This is a genomic window from Streptomyces sp. NPDC046939 (assembly GCF_040644575.1).
In the GTDB taxonomy this organism is placed as follows: Bacteria; Actinomycetota; Actinomycetes; order Streptomycetales; family Streptomycetaceae; genus Streptomyces.
The window spans coordinates 131,457-150,057 of sequence record NZ_JBEYWV010000002.1; the positions used below are offsets into that span (position 1 = coordinate 131,457).

At 72.3% G+C, this 18,601-nt stretch carries 17 protein-coding genes; 4 read left to right on the forward strand and 13 right to left on the reverse strand.

All coding sequences use genetic code 11. From position 1 onward, the window contains the following. Positions 1-10: 10 nt before the first annotated feature. From ABZ877_RS02905 to ABZ877_RS02930, 6 genes are all read right to left on the reverse strand, one after another. Complete coding sequence (locus ABZ877_RS02905) at positions 11-727, reverse strand: lysophospholipid acyltransferase family protein (RefSeq protein WP_361063270.1); 717 nt, start codon at positions 725-727, stop codon at positions 11-13. Between the two features lie 76 nt (positions 728-803). Then, complete coding sequence (locus tag ABZ877_RS02910; protein WP_324768595.1) at positions 804-962, reverse strand: hypothetical protein; 159 nt, start codon at positions 960-962, stop codon at positions 804-806. 97 nt (positions 963-1,059) lie between these two features. After that, a complete protein-coding gene (locus tag ABZ877_RS02915) occupies positions 1,060-2,013 on the reverse strand; it encodes a cytochrome c oxidase assembly protein (RefSeq protein WP_361063273.1) in 954 nt (317 codons plus the stop codon). A gap of 142 nt (positions 2,014-2,155) precedes the next feature. Next, on the reverse strand, positions 2,156-3,181 hold the full coding sequence (locus ABZ877_RS02920; protein ID WP_361063275.1) for a 6-phosphofructokinase: 1,026 nt from the start codon (positions 3,179-3,181) through the stop codon (positions 2,156-2,158). Between the two features lie 148 nt (positions 3,182-3,329). Further along, positions 3,330-4,061, reverse strand: a complete 732-nt coding sequence (locus tag ABZ877_RS02925) for a glutamine amidotransferase (RefSeq protein WP_361063278.1) — start codon at positions 4,059-4,061, stop codon at positions 3,330-3,332. Positions 4,062-4,098: 37 nt separating this feature from the next. Then, entirely contained in the window at positions 4,099-5,337 is a 1,239-nt protein-coding gene (locus ABZ877_RS02930) for a MurT ligase domain-containing protein (protein WP_361063281.1), read from the reverse strand. 139 nt (positions 5,338-5,476) lie between these two features. Between ABZ877_RS02930 and def the strand changes: the two genes are divergently transcribed. Next, positions 5,477-6,022 (forward strand): peptide deformylase, encoded by a 546-nt coding sequence (def, locus tag ABZ877_RS02935; protein WP_361063284.1) that lies wholly within the window; start codon positions 5,477-5,479, stop codon positions 6,020-6,022. 380 nt (positions 6,023-6,402) lie between these two features. Here def and ABZ877_RS02940 read toward each other — a convergent pair whose 3' ends face one another. Then, positions 6,403-7,056, reverse strand: a complete 654-nt coding sequence (locus ABZ877_RS02940) for a TetR family transcriptional regulator (protein WP_361063286.1) — start codon at positions 7,054-7,056, stop codon at positions 6,403-6,405. Between the two features lie 164 nt (positions 7,057-7,220). Between ABZ877_RS02940 and ABZ877_RS02945 the strand changes: the two genes are divergently transcribed. Next, positions 7,221-8,447: an acyl-CoA dehydrogenase family protein gene (locus tag ABZ877_RS02945; protein ID WP_361063289.1), complete on the forward strand. Its 1,227-nt coding sequence runs from the start codon at positions 7,221-7,223 to the stop codon at positions 8,445-8,447. Between the two features lie 79 nt (positions 8,448-8,526). Here ABZ877_RS02945 and ABZ877_RS02950 read toward each other — a convergent pair whose 3' ends face one another. Together ABZ877_RS02950 and ABZ877_RS02955 are read right to left on the reverse strand one after the other, a co-directional pair. Beyond that, on the reverse strand, positions 8,527-9,831 hold the full coding sequence (locus ABZ877_RS02950; protein ID WP_361063291.1) for an SWF or SNF family helicase: 1,305 nt from the start codon (positions 9,829-9,831) through the stop codon (positions 8,527-8,529). Further along, entirely contained in the window at positions 9,828-12,704 is a 2,877-nt protein-coding gene (locus ABZ877_RS02955) for a DEAD/DEAH box helicase (protein WP_361063869.1), read from the reverse strand. The genes ABZ877_RS02950 and ABZ877_RS02955 overlap by 4 nt, the downstream gene beginning before the upstream one ends. A gap of 286 nt (positions 12,705-12,990) precedes the next feature. Between ABZ877_RS02955 and ABZ877_RS02960 the strand changes: the two genes are divergently transcribed. Both ABZ877_RS02960 and ABZ877_RS02965 read left to right on the forward strand, forming a co-directional pair. Then, complete coding sequence (locus ABZ877_RS02960; RefSeq protein WP_361063294.1) at positions 12,991-14,058, forward strand: acyl-CoA desaturase; 1,068 nt, start codon at positions 12,991-12,993, stop codon at positions 14,056-14,058. A gap of 141 nt (positions 14,059-14,199) precedes the next feature. Continuing rightward, positions 14,200-14,382 (forward strand): hypothetical protein, encoded by a 183-nt coding sequence (locus tag ABZ877_RS02965; RefSeq protein WP_361063297.1) that lies wholly within the window; start codon positions 14,200-14,202, stop codon positions 14,380-14,382. Here ABZ877_RS02965 and ABZ877_RS02970 read toward each other — a convergent pair. The 4 genes from ABZ877_RS02970 to ABZ877_RS02985 form a co-directional block, all read right to left on the reverse strand. Then, the gene (locus tag ABZ877_RS02970; RefSeq protein WP_361063300.1) at positions 14,379-15,755 is read right to left on the reverse strand and encodes a tannase/feruloyl esterase family alpha/beta hydrolase; all 1,377 of its coding nucleotides are present in this window, start codon (positions 15,753-15,755) and stop codon (positions 14,379-14,381) included. The two genes, ABZ877_RS02965 and ABZ877_RS02970, sit on opposite strands and share 4 nt — an antisense overlap. A gap of 111 nt (positions 15,756-15,866) precedes the next feature. Continuing rightward, entirely contained in the window at positions 15,867-16,793 is a 927-nt protein-coding gene (locus ABZ877_RS02975; protein ID WP_361063303.1) for a hypothetical protein, read from the reverse strand. 214 nt (positions 16,794-17,007) lie between these two features. Further along, a complete protein-coding gene (locus ABZ877_RS02980) occupies positions 17,008-17,334 on the reverse strand; it encodes a hypothetical protein (protein WP_361063306.1) in 327 nt (108 codons plus the stop codon). Positions 17,335-17,520: 186 nt separating this feature from the next. Further along, complete coding sequence (locus ABZ877_RS02985) at positions 17,521-18,120, reverse strand: methyltransferase domain-containing protein (RefSeq protein ID WP_361063309.1); 600 nt, start codon at positions 18,118-18,120, stop codon at positions 17,521-17,523. Positions 18,121-18,601: the final 481 nt, after the last annotated feature.

The following is an 18,601-nucleotide window of genomic DNA, read 5'->3' on the forward strand; positions in this document are numbered from 1 at the left end:
GGAGCGGTGCCTAGCTGAGGGGCATCCTGGGGAACCTGCGGGGCGGGCTCTCCTCGGCCTCCGCCTTCACGAGCGCCGCGTACTTGTCGACGTACTCCTGCCCGGACAGTTCGAGGATCGCGTACATGATCTCGTCGGTGACGGCGCGCAGGATCGCCTTCTCGCCGTCCATCCCCGCGTACCGGGAGAATTCGAGCGGCTTGCCGAACCGGATCGTCACGCGCCGCAGCTTCGGGATCTTCTGGCCGGGCGGCTGCGCCTCGAACGTGCCGATCATCGCGCAGGGGATGACGGGGACCTGCGCCTTCAGCGCCATCGCCGCGACGCCGACCTTGCCCTTGTACAGCCGTCCGTCGTGCGAGCGCGTGCCCTCCGGATAGATCCCGAGCAGTTCACCGCGGCGCAGCACCCCGAGCCCCTCGCGGATCGCGGCCTGTCCCGCCTCCTTGCCGGAGCGGTCGACCGGGATCTGGCCCACACCCCGGAAGAAGGCGGCCGTCAGCCGCCCTTTGACCCCGGGGCCGGTGAAGTACTCGGCCTTCGCCAGGAACGTGATCCGCCGCTTGATGATCGCCGGCATCAGGAAGTGGTCGGAGAACGACAGGTGATTGCCCGCGACGATCGCCGCCCCCGACTCCGGGATGTGTTCGAGCCCCTCGATCCGGGGCCGGAACATCAGCCGCAGCAGCGGCGCGAACAGGACGTACTTGAGCACCTGGTACAACATGCCGGTCGCCTCCCCCAAGCGTCGTCGGACGGCAGCACGCGCGCGTGGGTGCCCACAGTGCCCCCATGGCGCGGTTTCATGCGCTGCGCGAGGCCACCATGGCGACCGTGATCAGTCCGAGCACGACCCAGCCGAACCACAGCCAGCCGTTGCTCCCGAGCGCCACCGTGTAGGCGGTGACGGCCACCAGACCGCCGACGGTGAACACACCCATCGTCTTCGTGGAACCGGGCATCACGCACCCTCCTCCCGGCAGCCCGGACGGCGTACGCGCCGTGCGACGCCCGGACCGCGGCCAGAAGGCCATAGTCACCCGTGAGGGGGCGGTGGCGCTACTGTCCGCGCGCGTTCAGCGAGGCCAGGTAGGCGTTGTACGCGGCCAGCTCCTGGTCGCCGTCCCGGTCGGCGGCGCGGTCCTTGCGGCGGGCCTGGCGCTCCTCGGACTTCTTCCACTGGAAGAGCAGCGCGAGCAGCACGAGGACCGACGGCACCTCGCTGAACGCCCACGCGATGCCGCCCGCCGCCACCTGGTCGGAGAGCGGATCGATGCCGAGCGAGGCGGGCGGGTCGTCGAACGTGCCGACCATCGCCGAGCTGGCCATCATCAGCGCGATCCCGAAGAAGGCGTGGAACGGCATGCCCGCGAACAGCTCCAGCATCCGCATCACGTAGCCGGGGCGGTGCGGTCCCGGGTCCACGCCCATGATCGGCCAGAAGAAGACCAGGCCGACCGCGAGGAAGTGCACCATCATCGCGATGTGCCCGACCTTCGAGCCCATGAGGAAGTCGAAGAGCGGCGTGAAGTAGAGCGCGTACAGGCTCGCGATGAACAGCGGGATGGTGAACGCGGGGTGCGTGATGATCCGCATGTAGCGGCTGTGCAGCAGCATCAGGAGCAGCTCGCGCGGGCCTTTGGAGCCGCGCTTGGCCGCCACCGGCAGCGCCCGCAGGGCGAGGGTGATCGGCGCGCCCATGAGCAGCAGGATCGGCGACAGCATGCTGATCACCATGTGCTGCACCATGTGCACGCTGAACATGACCATGCCGTAGTCGTTCAGCTTGGTGCACATCATGAGGCCGACGCTCAGGACGCCGACGACGAACGCGACGGTCCGCGAGACCGGCCAGGAGTCACCGCGCCGCCTGAGGCGGACGACGCCCCAGCCGTACAGGGCGAGCGCCAGGAGGCAGCCGACGAGGAAGAAGGGGTCGGCCGACCAGCCGAGGCCGCGCCCCAGCGTGAACGGCGGCAGATCCGTCATCATGCCGTGCCCGCTGTGATCCATCCGCCGGCTCCTGTTGCTCGCGTTTCGTACGGATTGTGCGCCACCAGAGTAGAACCGCCCCCGGCCGGGGCTTCGGCCGGGGGCAGCTTCGATTAAAGAATGATCAAAGGAAAAGGGTGGCTGGAGGCCGGCCGGCAGCCGGCTAGAGGACGCACTCCGCCTCGGCGTACCGCTCCGCGGGCACGGTCTTCAGCGTCTCGACGGCCTCCGCGAGCGGCACCATGATGATGTCCGTGCCGCGCAGCGCCGTCATCCTGCCGAACTCGCCCCGGTGCACGGCCTCCACGGCGTGCCAGCCGAACCGGGTCGCGAGGACGCGGTCGTACGCGGTCGGGGTGCCGCCGCGCTGCACATGGCCGAGGATCACCGGACGCGCCTCCTTGCCGAGACGCTGCTCCAGCTCGACGGAGAGCTGCCGCGCGATGCCCGCGAAGCGCTCGTGGCCGTAGACGTCCTTGCCGCCCTCGTCGAACTCCATCGTGCCCGCGCGCGGCTTGGCGCCCTCGGCGGCGACGACGATGGCGAACTTCTTGCCCGCCTCGAACCGCTCGCCGACCTTCCTGGCCAGCTCCTCGATGTCGAACGGACGCTCCGGTACGACCACCGCGTGCGCGCCCGCCGCCATGCCGGAGTGCAGCGCGATCCAGCCGGTGTGGCGCCCCATGACCTCGACGATCAGGACCCGCTGGTGCGACTCGGCGGTCGTCTTCAGCCGGTCGAGCGCCTCGGTGGCGACCCCGACGGCCGTGTCGAAGCCGAAGGTCACGTCGGTGACGGCGATGTCGTTGTCGATCGTCTTGGGCACGCCGACGATCGGCAGACCGGCGTCCGAGAGCAGCCGGGCCGCTTTGAGCGTGCCCTCGCCGCCGATCGGGATGATCGCGTCGAGACCGAGGTCGGTGACGTGACCCTTGGCGCGCTCGACACCGTCACGCAGATGCGCGGGCTGCACCCGGGAGGAGCCGAGGATGGTGCCGCCGCGGGCCAGGATGCCGCCCACCGCGTCCAGGTCCAGCTTGCGGTAGTCGCACTCCAGCAGGCCCTTCCACCCGTCGTGGAAGCCGATGACCTCGTCGCCGTGGTCGACGACGGCACGGTGGACGACCGAACGGATCACGGCGTTCAGACCGGGACAGTCGCCGCCGGAGGTGAGGACACCAATACGCATAAGCCCGGAATACCTTTGCGAACGTGGGCCGATGACCGGACCACGCCGTCCGGTTGAATTCCGGCTACCTTATCCGCGCCGAGGGCCCTGTCCGTAAGCCCCGTCCGCCAGATGGACACCCCCGCTCAGATGGGCACGGGAGCGCCCTTTAGGCGGGCTGAGCGGTGGCGGCAGCGATCCGCTCATTGCGGAGCGCCTCGTACCACTGGTCGTCCACCGGAGGAAGCGCGTTGACGTCGAGCGCCAGCTTCAGCAGCAGGTCCGCGATGAGCGGGTTGCGCGCAAGGACGGGCCCGTGCATGTACGTGCCGAACACCGTGTCGTTGAAGGCGCCCTCCGTGCCGTCCCCCGTGCCGTTGCCCTTGCCGATCCGGGTGCGGGCGAACGGGCGCGCGGACGGGCCGAGGTGCGTGACGCCCTGGTGGTTCTCGAACCCGGTCAGCGGCGGAAGCCCCAGGTTCGGGTCGATGTCGCCCAGTACGTCACCGACGCACCGCTCGCCCTCGCCGCGCGTGGAGACGACGTCGAGCAGACCGAGCCCGGGCTCGCGCTCACCGAGGTCGTTGATGAACTCGTGGCCGAGGATCTGGTACCCGGCGCACACCGAGAAGACGATCGCGCCGTTGCCCACCGCGCGCTGCAGACCGCCGTCGCGGCGCAGCCGCTCCGCCGCGAGGCGCTGCGGCCGGTCCTCACCGCCGCCGATCAGGTAGATGTCGCCGGAGGTCGGCACCGGCTGGTCGCTGCGCACGTCGTAGCGCTCCACCTGGAGGCGGCGCTGACGGGCGCGGCGCTCCACCACGAGGGCGTTGCCCTGGTCGCCGTAGGTGCTCAGCAGGTCCGGGTAGACCCACACCAGACGCAGGCTGTTGTCGCTCATGCTCATGATCCTTGGTCAATCCTCGTCTGGATCGGGTTCAGTTGCCCACGCGGCGGCGGACGTCCTGGAACGCGGTGTAGTTGGCGATCAGCTCGATCCGTCCGGGCGGGGACATCTGCACCGCCTCGTCGAGCGTGTCGCAGACCCGGAAGTCCAGGTTCGCGACCTCGAGGCGGACGGCCAGGTCGAGCTTGCGGTCACCGATGACGCAGATGGGGTGGCCCGCGAGGCGGGTGTAGTCGACGTCCCACAGCCAGGAGGTGTCGGTGCCGTCCGCGCCGCGCGCGTTGACCGACAGGATCACCGGGGTGGGCGGCGGGTCGATCAGGGTGAACGTTTCGAGCCAGCCCGCCGGGTTCTTGGCGAGCAGCAGCCGCAGGTCGCGGTTGAGGAACTGCACGACGTCGTACCGTCCGGCCACGGCCTGCACCTGGTACATGCGCTCCAGGGCGACCTGCGGCGGCACGCCGAAGCAGGCGGCGACGGCGGCCGACGTCGCCGCGTTGGCCTTGTTGGCGCGGCCCGGCAGTTGCAGGTGGATCGGCCAGGCGGAGCCGTGCGGGTCCAGGACGTAGTCGCCCTGCAGCGCCCAGCTCGCGGTGGGACGCCGGAAGCCGCACTCGGCGCAGAACCAGTCGTCGCCGGGGCGCTGCATCACGCCGCCGCACGCCGGGCAGGACCAGGCGTCGTCCTTCCACTCCTGGCCTGCGGCGACCCACACCACGTTCGGCGAGGAGGAGGCGGCCCACACCACCAGCGGGTCGTCCGCGTTCGCCACCACGATGGACTTCGAGCCGGCCAGGCCCTCGCGCCACTTCTCGGCGAGCATGCGGGTCTCGGCGGCGCGGTCGAGCTGGTCGCGCGAGAGGTTCAGCAGGGCGATCGCCTTGGGCGCGGTGTCGCGCGCGACACCCGCCAGGTACTTCTCGTCGACCTCGATGACGCCGTACTTGGCGTCGGAGCCGCCGGCCAGGGCGGAGGTGATACCGGCGGGCATGTTCGCGCCCAGCGCGTTCGACACGACCGGGCCGCTGGCCCGCAGCGCCTCCGCGATCAGGCGCGTGGTCGTCGTCTTGCCGTTCGTCGCCGAGACGAGCACCACGTCGAGGTGCTGGGCGAGCCGTCCGAGCAGCTCGGGGTCGAACTTGAGCGCGACCTTGCCGCCGATCACCGATCCGCTGCCGCGGCCCGCCGCCCGTGACACCGCGGCCGCGGCCTTCCCGGCCGTCACGGCCAGCTTGGCCCGCGGAGTCATCGACTCCGAGTTGCCTGACATTCCTGGGTCCTCCTTGCGTACGGCGCCGCGCCTGCCCGGGCATCGCTTTCCGGCCTCAGCCTATCGAGATCCTCTGACAAGCCCGAACTCCGGCACCACCGGCGGATCGGGGTGCCAACCGGACCGTACCCTTACGGCCATGCGACACGGCTCGATCCAGGGCGCTTCCGGGCGCGTACGACCCCTCACTCTGCTCGGTGATCCCGTGCTGAGCCAACCCTGCGCGGAGGTCACGGACTTCGGTCCCGGGCTCGCGCGGCTCGTCGAGGACATGTTCGCCACGATGTACGCCGCCCAGGGTGTCGGCCTCGCCGCCAACCAGATCGGCGAGGCCCTGCGGGTCTTCGTCTACGACTGCGAGGACGACGATGATGTGCGCCACGTCGGACACGTCGTCAACCCGCGTCTGATCGAGGCGGACGGCGACGTGATCCGGGGCCCCGAGGGCTGTCTGTCGCTCCCGGGCCTCGAAGCGGGCACCCCGCGCTTCGACCACGCGCGCGTGGAGGGCGTCGATGCGACGGGCGCCCCTGTGGTGATCCACGGCACGGGCTGGTTCGCCCGGTGCCTCCAGCACGAGTGCGACCACCTCGAAGGACGTACGTACACGGACCGGGTCACCGGCTGGCGCAGACGGCGGGTGCTGCGGCAGGCGGCACGGGCACCTTGGGCGAGGAAAGGCTGACGCCCCTGGCCGGGGGCTGGGAAGCTCGGGCGGCTCGCCTTGTCGCCGGGGGCTGGGAAGCTCGGGCGGCTCGCCTTGTCGCCGGGGGCTCGGGAGCCCGGGCCGCCCACCTTGTCGCCGGGGGCTCAGAAGGCGGGATCGCTCGCCTTGTCGCCGGGGGCTCGGAAGTCCGGGCCGCCCGCCTTGTCGCCGGGGGGCTCAGAAGCCGGGATTGCCCATCTTGTGACCGGGGGCTCGGAAGCCGGGATTGCCCCTCTTGTCGCCGGGGGCTCAGAAGGCGGGTTCGCTCACCTTGTCGCCTGGCGCTCAGAAGCCGGGTTCGCTCACCTTGTCGCCAGGGGCTCGGAAGCCCGGGATCGCTCACCTTGTCGCCGGGGGGCTCAGAAGCCGGGGCCGCCCACCTTGTCGCCCGCGGCGGCGAGCCGTCCCCACAGCAGGTCGGCGAGGCCCTGCACCAATTCCGCGCGCGTGCAGGGGCGTTCGCCGAGCCACCAGTCGCCGGCGGCGTGCATCATGCCGACGATGCCGTGGCCCCACACGCGCGCGAGCTGCTGACCGGCGGGGCCGAGGTCGACGCGTTCCTCAATGACCTCGGCGAGCTCCTCGCCCATGCGGCGCAGGAGCGGGGCCGAGTGGCGGCCCACGTCGAAGCCGGAGTCGCCGGGCGAACCCTCCGCCGGGTGCATCAGGAAGCGGTAGACCTGGGGTCTGGCCTCGATGGCGGCCAGGTAGGTGTCCAGGGTCGCCTCCACGCGCTCACGGCGCTCGGCGGGCGCGTCGAGCGCGGCCCGCAAGGAGGAGAGCAGCGCGTCCGTGTGGCGGGTGGCGAGCGCTGCGTACAGACCGCCCTTGTCGCCGAAGTGGCGGTAGAGGATCGGCTTGGTGATCCCCGCCTCGGCCGCGATCGCGTTCATCGAGGCACCCGGGCCGTCCCGGAGCACCACGCGGTCCGCTGCCTCGAGCAGCTCACGCCGCCGGCGCTCCGCGGCGGACTGCTGTTCCGCGCGCTGATCGGTCCGCTGTGTGGTCTCCATGACGATCTCCCCGCCCTTGCGATGGCTTGACGCACCGCGAAAGGTAACACCCGCGCCCAGACCGGTATCGAACGTGCGCTCGGAGGTTGACATGGGCTACTGGTCGGTAACAGACTCTTGTTACCGTAAGTAACCTATGCAGTGTCCGCAGTCCTGGAGGGGTCATGGCCGAGTTCACGATGGATCTCAACGACGAGCAGAAGGAGGTCCGTGACTGGCTTCACGGCTTCGCCGCCGATGTGATCCGCCCCGCGGCCGCCGAGTGGGACGAGCGCGAGGAAACTCCCTGGCCGGTCATCCAGGAAGCGGCCAAGCTCGGAATCTACTCCCTGGACTTCTACGCGCAGCAGTTCTTCGACCCCTCCGGCCTCGGCATCCCGATGACCATGGAGGAGTTGTTCTGGGGCGACGCGGGCATCGCCCTGTCGATCGTCGGCACCGGCCTCGCCGCGGTGGGCGTCCTCGCCAACGGCACCGAGGAGCAGATCGGCACCTGGATCCCGCAGATGTACGGCGACGTGAACGATGTGAAGGTGGCCGCCTTCTGTTCCTCCGAGCCGGACGCGGGCTCCGACGTCGCCGCCATGCGCACCCGGGCCGTCTACGACGAGGCCAAGGACGAGTGGGTCCTCAACGGCACCAAGACGTGGGCGACCAACGGCGGCATCGCCAACGTCCACGTGGTGGTCGCCTCCGTCGACCCCGAGCTCGGCTCCAAGGGCCACGCCTCGTTCATCGTCCCGCCGAACACGCCCGGTCTGTCCCAGGGGCAAAAGTTCAAGAAGCACGGCATCCGCGCCTCGCACACCGCCGAGGTCGTCCTGGAGAACGTCCGCGTGCCCGGCTCCTGCCTGCTCGGCGGCAAGGACAAGCTCGACGAGCGCCTCGCCCGCGCGCGTGAGAAGGCGAAGAAGGGCGGCGAGCGCGTGAAGAACGCCGCCATGGCGACCTTCGAGGCGTCGCGCCCGGCCGTCGGCGCCATGGCGGTCGGCACCGCCCGCGCCGCCTACGAGGAGGCGCTCGCCTACGCGAAGACGCGCGAGCAGTTCGGCCGCCCGATCATCGACAACCAGGGCGTCGCCTTCCAGCTCGCCGACATGCGGACCCAGGTCGACGCGGCGCGGCTGCTCGTGTGGCGCGCCTCCTGGATGGCGACCACCGGCAAGAAGTTCGAGAACGCCGAGGGCTCGATGTCGAAGCTGTTCGCGAGCGAGACCGCCAAGAAGGTCACCGCCCAGGCGATCCAGATCCTCGGCGGCAACGGCTACACCCGTGAGTACCCCGTGGAGCGCATGCACCGCGACGCCGCGATCTACACGATCTTCGAGGGCACCAGCGAGATTCAGCGCCTGGTCATCGCCCGCACGCTGTCCGGCATGCCGATCCGCTAGTCGCGATCGATACGGCGACGGAGGCGCAGGGGGGGCACGGCGCGGGCCCGGTCGGGCCGGGCCCGCATACCCCCGCGCGCTACTCCTCGCCCGCCTCCAGCGCCATGGCGAGCGCCGACGCGGGGTCGGACGCGGCCGGGCCCGCCGGGGCCCAGCGCCCCCGCTCCTTGCGGTAGGGCCACCAGCGTCCGTCGCGGCCCAGGCGCAGTTGGGCGGGCGCGCCGGAGACGGTCCAGCGGGCGCGGGCGGCCTTGAGGGCGGGCCGCTCGTCCGCTTCCCAGGCCGCCGCGAGCGTGGCACGCGCGCGTGCCGCGGTCTCCGCGTCCGGGGTCCACTCCTCCTCCAGGGCGGCGAGCGAGGCGGCGCCCCCGTGCTCCCAAGCGCGCACCGCGAGCGCCAACCCCTCGCGGTCCCGGCCCGTCCCCTCGGCAAGGCGCTCAGCGATGTCCGGACCGGGCCGCGCGGCGGCCAGCCGTACGGCGTCCTGCGACACGGTCGGCTCCGGCCAGGGCGCGCGCTGTTCGTGCCCGGGGGCGAGCGCGTCCGCGAGCATGCGGTGCGCCTCCACCGCGGCCTGCGCGCCCAGGAAAGCGAGCGCGGCGACATCGGTGCCCTCGGGGGGAGCCGTCTCGGTGTCCAGGGACGGCGGACTCCCCGGCTCGGGCGGCAGCGCGGGCGGCCCGGGCAGCGGCGGCAGCACGAAGGCGGACGCGTACGCCTCCGCCGCGTCCACCCCCTCCGCCTCGGGCGGCGGCGCGGCCTCCGGTTCGGCGCGCGCGGCACTGCGCACCTGGATCTCGTCGAGCAGCGCACGCTCGCCGCGCCCCCGCAGCAGGAGCAGCACGAACGGATCCTGGTCGAGCAGGCGAGCGAGCTGGTAGCTGAGCGCGGCCGTGTGCGCGCAGTGGTCCCAGGCGTCGCAGTCGCAGCGCGGCTCCAGGTCCCCGATGCCGGGCAGGAGTTCGACACCGGCAGCGGCAGCGTCCTCCACCAGGTGCGGTGGCATGTCCCGGTCCAGGAGGGCCGCGATGTGTCCGGCGCGCTCGACGGCCATCCCGAGGAAGCGGTCCCAGTCGTCCTCGCCGAGCCGCTGCAACAGCACGTCCGACCGGTGCAGGGCGCCGCGACGGTCCTCGACGACCGCGGTGATCCGCCCGGGACGCACCGACACGGCGCCGACCGCGCCCGCGCGCGCCAGCATGCGGCCCGCCTTGAGCTGCTTGAGGTCGAGCGCCGTGTCCTCCAGGGCCTTCAGCCAGGCCTGACCCCACCATGTCTGGGCGAAGGCCCGTCCGCCCGTCGCGGGCAGCGCGGCGAACGTGCGCTCCTCGTCCGGGTCGCTCTCCGCGGCGTACGCGTCGTGCTCGTCGTGGATGTCGTTCATCGGGCGCCCCCTCGCAGTTCGACAAGTTCGGCCAGCTCGGCGTCGGTCAGCTCCGTCAGCGCCGACTCGCCGGCCCCCAGCACGGCGTCCGCCAACTCCCTCTTGCGCGCCAGCATGTCGGCGATGCGGTCCTCGACGGTGCCCTCGGTGATCAGCCGGTGCACCTGGACGGGGCGGGTCTGCCCGATGCGGTAGGCGCGGTCGGTGGCCTGCGCCTCCACCGCCGGGTTCCACCAGCGGTCGTAGTGCACGACGTGCTCCGCGCGCGTGAGGTTGAGCCCGGTGCCCGCGGCCTTCAAGGACAGCAGGAAGACCGGCACCTCGCCGTCCTGGAAGCGCCGCACCATGGCCTCCCGCGTGGCCACCGGTGTGCCGCCGTGCAGGAACTGCGTGGCGATGCCCCGCTGCGCCAAGTGGCGCTCCACAAGGCGCGCCATCCGCACGTACTGGGTGAAGACGAGGACGCTCGCGTCCTCGGCCAGGATGGTGTCCAGGAGTTCGTCGAGCAGCTCCAGCTTTCCGGAGCGGCCGGGGATGCGCGGCTTGTCCTCCTTCAGGTACTGCGCCGGGTGGTTGCAGATCTGCTTGAGGGCGGTGAGCAGTTTGACGACGAGGCCGCGCCGTTCGAAGCCCTGCGCCCCGGCGATCTCCGCGAGCGTCTCGCGCACCACGGCCTCGTAGAGCCCGGCCTGCTCCTTGGTGAGGGACACCGCCCGGTCGGTCTCGGTCTTCGGCGGCAGCTCGGGCGCGATCCCCGGGTCCGATTTGCGGCGCCGCAGCAGGAAGGGGCGTACGAGCTTCGCCAGGCGCTCGGCGGCGGCCGGGTCCTTGCCGCCCTCGACGGCCTTCGCGTAGCGGGTGCGGAAGGTGCCGAGGCGGCCCAGGAGCCCCGGCGTGGTCCAGTCGAGGATCGCCCACAGCTCGCTGAGGTTGTTCTCGACCGGGGTGCCGGTGAGCGCCACGCGCGCGCGGGCGCCGATGGTCCGCAGCTCCTTGGCGGTGGCCGAGTGCGGGTTCTTCACGTGCTGCGCCTCGTCCGTGACGACCATGCCCCAGCTCTGGGCGGCCAGGTGGGCGGCGTCCAGGCGCATGGTGCCGTACGTGGTGAGCACGAACTCGCCCTCGGCGAGGTCCTCCAGTGACCGGCGGCCGCCGTGGAAGCGGCGCACAGGGGTGCCGGGCGCGAACTTCTCGATCTCGCGCTGCCAGTTGCCCATGAGGGACGTCGGGCAGATCACCAGGGTCGGGCCCGCCGTCTCCGGCGCGGTCTGCCGGTGCAGGTGCAGGGCGATCAGGGTGATGGTCTTGCCGAGCCCCATGTCGTCGGCGAGGCAGGCGCCGAGGCCGAGGGAGGTCATGCGGGCGAGCCAGTCCAGGCCGCGGAGCTGGTAGTCGCGCAGGTCTGCGGCGAGCGCGGCCGGCTGGCCGACCATGTCCGTGCCGTCGGAGTTCTCCGGGTCCGCGAGGCGGTCCCTGAGCGTCGCCAGCCAGCCGGTGGGCCGCACCTCGACCCGGCGGCCGTCGATCTCCGTGGAGCCCGTCAGAACGGCGCTGAGCGCGTCGACCGGCGTCACCTTGCGGTCCTCGTGCGCACGGGCGCGACGCGCCTCCCCGGGGTCGACGAGCACCCACTGGTCGCGCAGCCGCACGACGGGCCGGTTCGACTCGGCCAGCCGGTCCAGCTCCTCGCGGCTCAACTCCTGGTCACCGAGGGCGAACCGCCAGTCGAACGCCAGCAGCGCGTCCGCCGACAGGAACGACGGGCCGTCCGAGGACAGCGCGTCCGGTCCGTCGCCCTGAGGCGGCCCGATCACCGCGCGGGCCGTCAGCTTGCGCGCCATCTCCCGCGGCCAGTGCACCTCGACACCGGCCGCCGACAAGGCGCGCGCACCCTCCCCGAGCAACTCGGTCACCTCGTCGTCGGCCAGCTCCACCGCGTCCGGGACGGACGCGGAGAGGAGCGGTGCGAGCGGCGCCCACGCGCGCGCGGCGCGCCGCAGCGCCAGGAGCGCGTCCATCCGGGCCCGCGCCCCGAACGCCTTGCCCGCCGTGCCGGAACCCGCCCACACCTGGGCCGCGTCCGCGACCAGAGTGGGGTCGCCGACACTGTGCATCTGCAGCACGGCGCGGAACGGCAGCCGGGTCTCGTCGTCCGTGACCTGCGCGAGTCCGGGCACCTCGACGCGCAGCGAGATCCGTACCCCGGCGTCGTGCCCGGCCGCCACGTCGGCCGCCCAGGCGCGCAGTTCGGGAGCGCGTCGCGGGGCCCGTGCCGCGAACGCGGGGGAACCCGCCGCGAGCGTGGCGGCGGGGGAGCGCGGCAAGGTGTCGGCCACGGCGTCGAGGAAGGCGCGCAGCACCCGCTCGGGGGCGTGCAGCCGAAGCGGCTCATGCTCGTCCAGGGGGACCGCGTGCGCCTCGGCCGGCATCGCCGCCGCCAGCTCCCGCAGCTTCTCCAGGTCCGCCGGGCGCAGCGGTCCGGCCCGCCACGCGTCGTGGTCGTCGCCGCTCAGCCCCGGCAGGAGGAGCCCGCGCGCGGCGAGTTGGAGCGCGAGCAGGGCGGCCGCTCCCCAGAACGCCGTAGTCGGGTCCGCCTGCGCGCCCGTACGCGCGCGCGTGAGGACCGGAAGCGCCGACCGTACGGGCAGCGCGACCGCGCCGACGGTCACCAGCTCGACCCCGTCGTCCCCGGGCAGGGCCAGCGGAAGCTCCACGCGGCTGCCCGCGTCCGGCACGGGCGGTGCGTCGCCGTCCGGCCGCCAGAAGGCGACGACCGAGGTGCGCGCCGGGTCGCCCGGCGTGAAGACGGCGCGGCAGCGGACGAGTTCGGCGGTCTCGGCAAGGGTGGGTGCGGGGTGCGTATGTGCGGAGATGGCGACTTCCTCGTATTCATCAAGTTTGACTACTCGCCCTGGAAGACGCGAGGGTACACGGCGGTCAAGGCGGACGGGCCTATTCCGGGAGTGATCTGGGTCACCCGCCAGGACGCCTGACCCTTAAGGGTGGGGCTGACCCCACCCCCTGAGCGGGCTGGCCCCCTCCCGTGGCCGGGTGATGGCGCCATGGCCGACCACGGTCCGCGCTCCGTAGGTTTTTCCAGGTCGGGCCGGTGTCGCGGCCCGCCGCTTCCGCCTCCCTCCCACAGACCGGAGTACCGCCATGGCCCTGGCCGTCGTCCCCCCGCCGGAAGGCGCCACAGAAGCCGGCGCGCGGCAGCACCGGCCCGAAGGGGGCAGCGAGTTCACACCCCTGCTGCGCGACATCAAGGGACAGGGACTGCTCGACCGGCGCACCGGCTGGTACCTACGCACCATCGTGGTCAACGCCCTCTCCCTGGCCGCCGTCGTCACCGGCATGGCGCTCATCGGCGCCTCCTGGTGGGTCCTCGCCCTGGCGCCCGCCCTGGCGGTCCTGGGCGCGCGCACGGCGTTCATCGGCCATGACGCGGGGCACGCCCAGATCACGGCCGACCGGTCCGTGAGCCGCGTCATCGGCCTCGTCCACGGCAACCTGCTGCTCGGCATGAGCTACGCGTGGTGGAACGACAAGCACAACAAGCACCACGCCAACCCCAACCACATCGACAAGGACCCCGACGTCGCCGCCGACGTCCTCGTCTTCACCAGCGAACAGGCCGCCACGCGCGTGGGCTTCCGCGGTTGGCTCACCCGCCACCAAGCGTGGCTGTTCTTCCCGCTCACCCTGCTCGAAGGGCTCGCGCTGAAGGTGTCGGGCTTCCAGGACCTGCGGCGGCAGAGCGGGCGTGAGCGCCTGGTCGAGGGGTCGCTCCTCGTCGCCCATGTCGTCGGCTACGTGACCCTGCTGCTGACCACCATGCCGCTCGGCCACGCCCTCGCCTTCGCCGCCCTGCACCAAGCCCTGTTCGGGCTGCACCTGGGGATGGCCTTCGCGCCCAACCACAAGGGCATGGAGATGCCCGACCCGGACGGCGACAAGTGGGGCCACCTGCGGCGCCAGGTCCTCACCTCGCGCAACATCAAGGGCGGCGCACTGACCGACTGGTTCCTCGGCGGCCTCAACTACCAGGTGGAGCACCACCTGTTCCCGAGCATGCCGCGGCCCCACCTGCGCCTCGCCCAGCCCATGGTGAAGGCGCACTGCGCGACCCTCGGCATCCCGTTCACCGAGACCGGTCTGGTCGACTCCTATCGCCAGGCGCTGCGCCACATGTATGAAGTGGGGGAGCCGCTGCGGGCGGACATCTGAACCCATGTCCCGCTGGCGTCCCAGGGGCGCGGGATCAGGGTCGGGCGCCGGAACCACGGACGTCGTGGACCCGTTTCTCACAGCAGAGGCGAACTCGCCCCACTCGTCCGAGGGCGAGCCGCTCCGAAGGAGGCCACACACATGTCGAGGAACGCGAAGATCGCCGCGGGAGGCGTGGCGGCCGGGATCATCCTGCTGATCTGGCTGCCGTGGTGGGCGGCCCTGCTCATCGTGCTCGGCGTGCCCACCGCGGCGTACCTGATGCTCGACCCCTCGCAGCGGCGCAGGCTCCGCCGCGTCACGCGCAAGGAGATCGGCCGCTAGGACCCGCGCACCGAGCACGTGTCGACGACGTCACCGTCCGCGGGCCGTCCGACGGTCCGGTTCGCGGGCGGCTCCGTGCCGTCCCGCGTCCACCGGACGAGGGCGTCGAAGGCGTCCCGGTAGCACGGCAGGATCGGCCGCAGCCGGTCCGGATGGGCGGCGTACAGACCGTCGGTGTGCGTGCCGCCCTGGATCGTGTACGTGCGATGCAGCCGGCCGCGCCCCCGCGCGTCGACCATGCGCCGGTACACGTCGGCGTCCGTCGCGATCGGCAGCAGGGTGTCCAGGTGGCCTTGCAGGGTGATCAGCGGCTTCCCGATCCGCCCGGTCAGCGCCACGCGCGCGACCGCCTTGCGCACCGACCGGGGGCGCGCCGCATAGGCGTACGAGGCGTCGGACGCGCACGGGGCGAGGATCTCCTCCGTCGTCGAACCGGCGGACGTGCCGGGGCAGGCGGGATCGTAGCCGGGGTCGAACTCCGCGCGGTACGCCTTCTGCGTGAGCCCCCAGTACGCCTTCTGGTGGTAGGGCCACAGGAACTCCGAACCGCGGGCGAAACCGGCCGCGTACATGGCGTCCGCGTCGGCGGTGCCCTGGCCGAACGCCACGGCCGTCGGCAGGGACGTCAGCAGGTTCGGCCCGTCCGCCGTCCACAGGACGCCCTCCCAGTCGACGCCTCCGTCGTAGAGCTCCGGGTGGTTCTCGAGCTGCCAGCGCGTCAGATAGCCCGCGTTGGAGATGCCGGTCATGTACGTGCGCCGCGGCGCTGAGCCGTAGCGCTGGGCCACGACCCTCTTCGCGGCCCGGGTGAGCTGCGTGGTGCGGTCGTTCCACTCCGCGACCGCGTCGCCGGGGCGGACGCCGTCCCGGTAGAAGTCCGGCCCGGTGTTGCCCTTGTCGGTCGCCGCGTACGCGTAACCCTGGGCGAGGACGCGGTCGGAGATCGCCGTGTCGGTCGCGTACTGCTTGCGGTTGCCCGGAGAGGCGGTGACCACCAGGCCGCCGTTCCAGCGGTCGGGCAGCCGGATCACGAACTGGGCGTCATGGTTCCAGCCGTGCGTCGTGTTCGTGCGGGAGCCGTCCCCGAAGTACCCGTCGATCTGCGTCCCCGGCACGCCGGACGGGGTGCGCGTCCCCGGAGCGGTCAGCCCCGCCTGGTCGGCCATGTCGGTGTACGGGGTGCCCGCGAGCCCGGCGGTCGTCAGGTCCTCCAGGCAGGCCCACTGCTGCTTCTGCGCGCCCGGCACGCGCGCGTGGGCCGAGCGGGCGCAGTGGCCGTCGTGCCCGGGGGCCGCGCTTGCGGCCTGCGGTCCGGAGGCGGCCAGGGCCAACAGTGCTGCGGCCAACAAGGGAACGGTTCCGGGCGTGCGCATGAGTGGGCCTCCTCGAAGCGGCGGGAAGAGGCCTCATCGTCGAGGGGGAGCCCGTGCTCATCCATGGGTGCGGAACACATGCGGCGTACGCGCCCTGTGTGGGCCGGTGGCTCAGGCGGGGCGGACGGCCATCTTGTCGAGCGCCTCCAGGAGACCGGGCAGCTCGGGTCCGCGCCCGACCGGCAGCACCTCGCCCGGCTCGTCGTCGAGCAGGACGAAGGCGATGTCGTCCGTGCGCGCCACCATCGACCAGCCCGGGCCGTCGGCGCGTAGCGTACGGGCGCCGCCCGACGCGAACGCGGACCGCACGCGTCCCAGTGGCGGGGGAGTCTCCACGTAGGCGTGTGCCTCGGCGAGGGCGCGCTGGACGCCCGGGTGCGAAGTGCCGGACGGGGAGGGTGAGGTTCCCGTGTCGTCCGCCGGCTCACCGGCGTCCGGGCCCGGCTTCTCGGCGCCCCCGGCAGACTTCTCGGTATCCGCGGCAGGTTTCTCGGCGTCCTCAGCCGCCTTCTCCGCGTCCGTGTCCGTCGCGAACGCGTCGTCGTCCAGCTGTGACCGCCAGGAGGCCCACTGGAGGGCTATCTCGTCCGCTCCCATCCGCCGCTGCGCCGGGCCCCACGTCCGCGTGTCCGGCGGGCTGAGAGGCGGCGTGGCGGCGTCCTCCGGACCGGGTTCCGGGTCATGGGGCGCCGGGACGTTCGGCGCGGCCACGGCGAGCGCGAGCGGCCAGCCGGGCAACGCGGCGACCATGCTCCTCTCGTCGGGGGACAGGTCGTACTCCATGCCGCAGTCCCAGGAGGCGATGGCGACGGCGACGAGGGACACGTCGTCGACGACGACCGTCCAGCGTGCGCCCTGCCCGTCCTGGCCGAGGACGAGGCCGTAGCCGTCGGCGAGCGGCGCGAGCCCCAGGGCGGCGCACGCCTCGGGGTAGTCGTCGCCCAGCACGCTCGGGAATGTCGCCGGAGTGAGCAACAGCGCCGTCAGCACGTACAGCGCGTCGTCCTCGGTGGCGACAGCGTCGTCCGTCACCGCCATGCCTGCCTCCCTCGAGCTTCGGTTCGTCGGCGTGACCTTAGTCAGTCGTGGTCGACGCCGTACAGGGGCGGTGACCAGGAAAAGCGCGCGGCAGCCCCTCGACCGTAGCGCTGTCGGGGACATGTCGAGGCCGGGTGTGCGCTTCGTGTGGTTCCCGTGCCGGATCCGAACAAGTCCGTGCACGTTCCCACGTCGGTCGGTGCGCGCCGCCAGGTCAGGCCGCGGGCAGGCCGAGGAGGTTGCGTGCCACGACGCGCGGGGACTCGTCCCGCTCGCGCGCGAGGACGATCAGGGCCCGGCGCGCCAGCTCGTTGACGCCGAAGACGAGCGCGCTCGGTTCCACCCAGCCCTCGGCCTCGTCGATCCGCTCCTGGTCGTCCTCGGCGCAGGCCGCCACATAGTCGGCAGCCGCCTCGAACAGGTTGTGCGGCCGACGCTGTCCCTTGGCGGGCGCGGACCGTCTGTCGGCGCGCAGGCGCTCCTCCTGGTGAGCGATTTTCCTGCGCAAGGTGCTCCAGGACTTCCGGACCTTGTCGAGCATGTGCGTCACCGTCCCCGGCCGATGCCCCCGTGGGGGCGTCGGCCCGCCAACTGCCCTCACTCGTCGTGGAGTCGTCTCCATGGTGGCAGAAGAGGGCCGCCGCGGAGCCGGTCAGCCACGTGCCGCGTGCAGGTCTTTGACCCTGTCGCGCAACCAGGTGAGCTCGGCCACAGGGGGCGACGGGGGTCAGTCCGCGCGCACCGCCAGCGCGAGGAAGCGGGTGTCCTCGTCGACGTACGAGGTCATGCGCCAGCCGGAACCGGCGAGCAGCGGGCGCAGGTTGGGCTCCGCCCGCAGGTCCTCCGCGGTGATCTCCCGGCCCTGTCGTGCGGCCAGGGCCCTGCGCCCGATCGGATGGAACAGCGCCAGCAGTCCACCCGGCCGCACCACGCGCGCCAACTCCCGCAGATCGTCCGCCGGTCGCGGCAGGTGCGAGACGAGCCCGGCACCGAACACCGCGTCCAGGGCCGCCGTGCGCAGCGGCAGTCGTGCCACGTCCGCGCGCAGCAGGCGCCCCTCGCGGTCCCGGCCGGCCCGCGTGGCGGCCTCCAGCATGGCCCACGTCAGATCGGCCCCGAGCACGACACCGGACGGCCCTACGGCCGCCCGCAGCGGCGCCAGCGCGCGGCCGGTGCCGCATCCCGCGTCGAGGACCCGGGCGCCCGGACGCAGCCCCAGAGCGGCCACGGCGGCGGCGTAGGCCGGTCCGTCGTCGGGGAAGCGGGTGTCCCAGTCGGCGGCCCGGGCCGCGAAGAACTCCTGCACGCGCGCGTGTTCATCGTTCATGGACCCATGATGGCGCGGCCCACGGGCGGGCGGTGTCCTGGTGTGCGGCGCTGGCGTCGGCGTTCGCCCTCACCTTGCCGCGAGGCGGGATGAGGCGCTGTGGATGCGATTCGAATCCGGTTCGAAGATGCTTCGAAGGCGGCGTGAAGGCGATCGTTCGTGGAGCCTCTCCGCCATATCGCAGCAGTTTTCGAAACGCGCTCCCGTCGTGCGCCCCCACCGTGACTAGCTTGCCGGGTCGCGACCTCCACCGCCCGGAGGGATGCGGCCCTCACTGTCGTCCGACAATTGCGCCGCTACGCGCGCGTGCCCGAGCGGAAGCAGCTCCCATGAACGCCCGCCTCGCCCCTACCGCGTCCCCACCCGAGAACGCGTTGCCGCGCCGCGTTCGCCAGGCGAGCCTCGCACCCCAACTGCGGGAGACCGTCCCGCGCGCCACACCCCCGCGCGCCCAGGAGCCGGACGCGCGCACCCCCGAAGA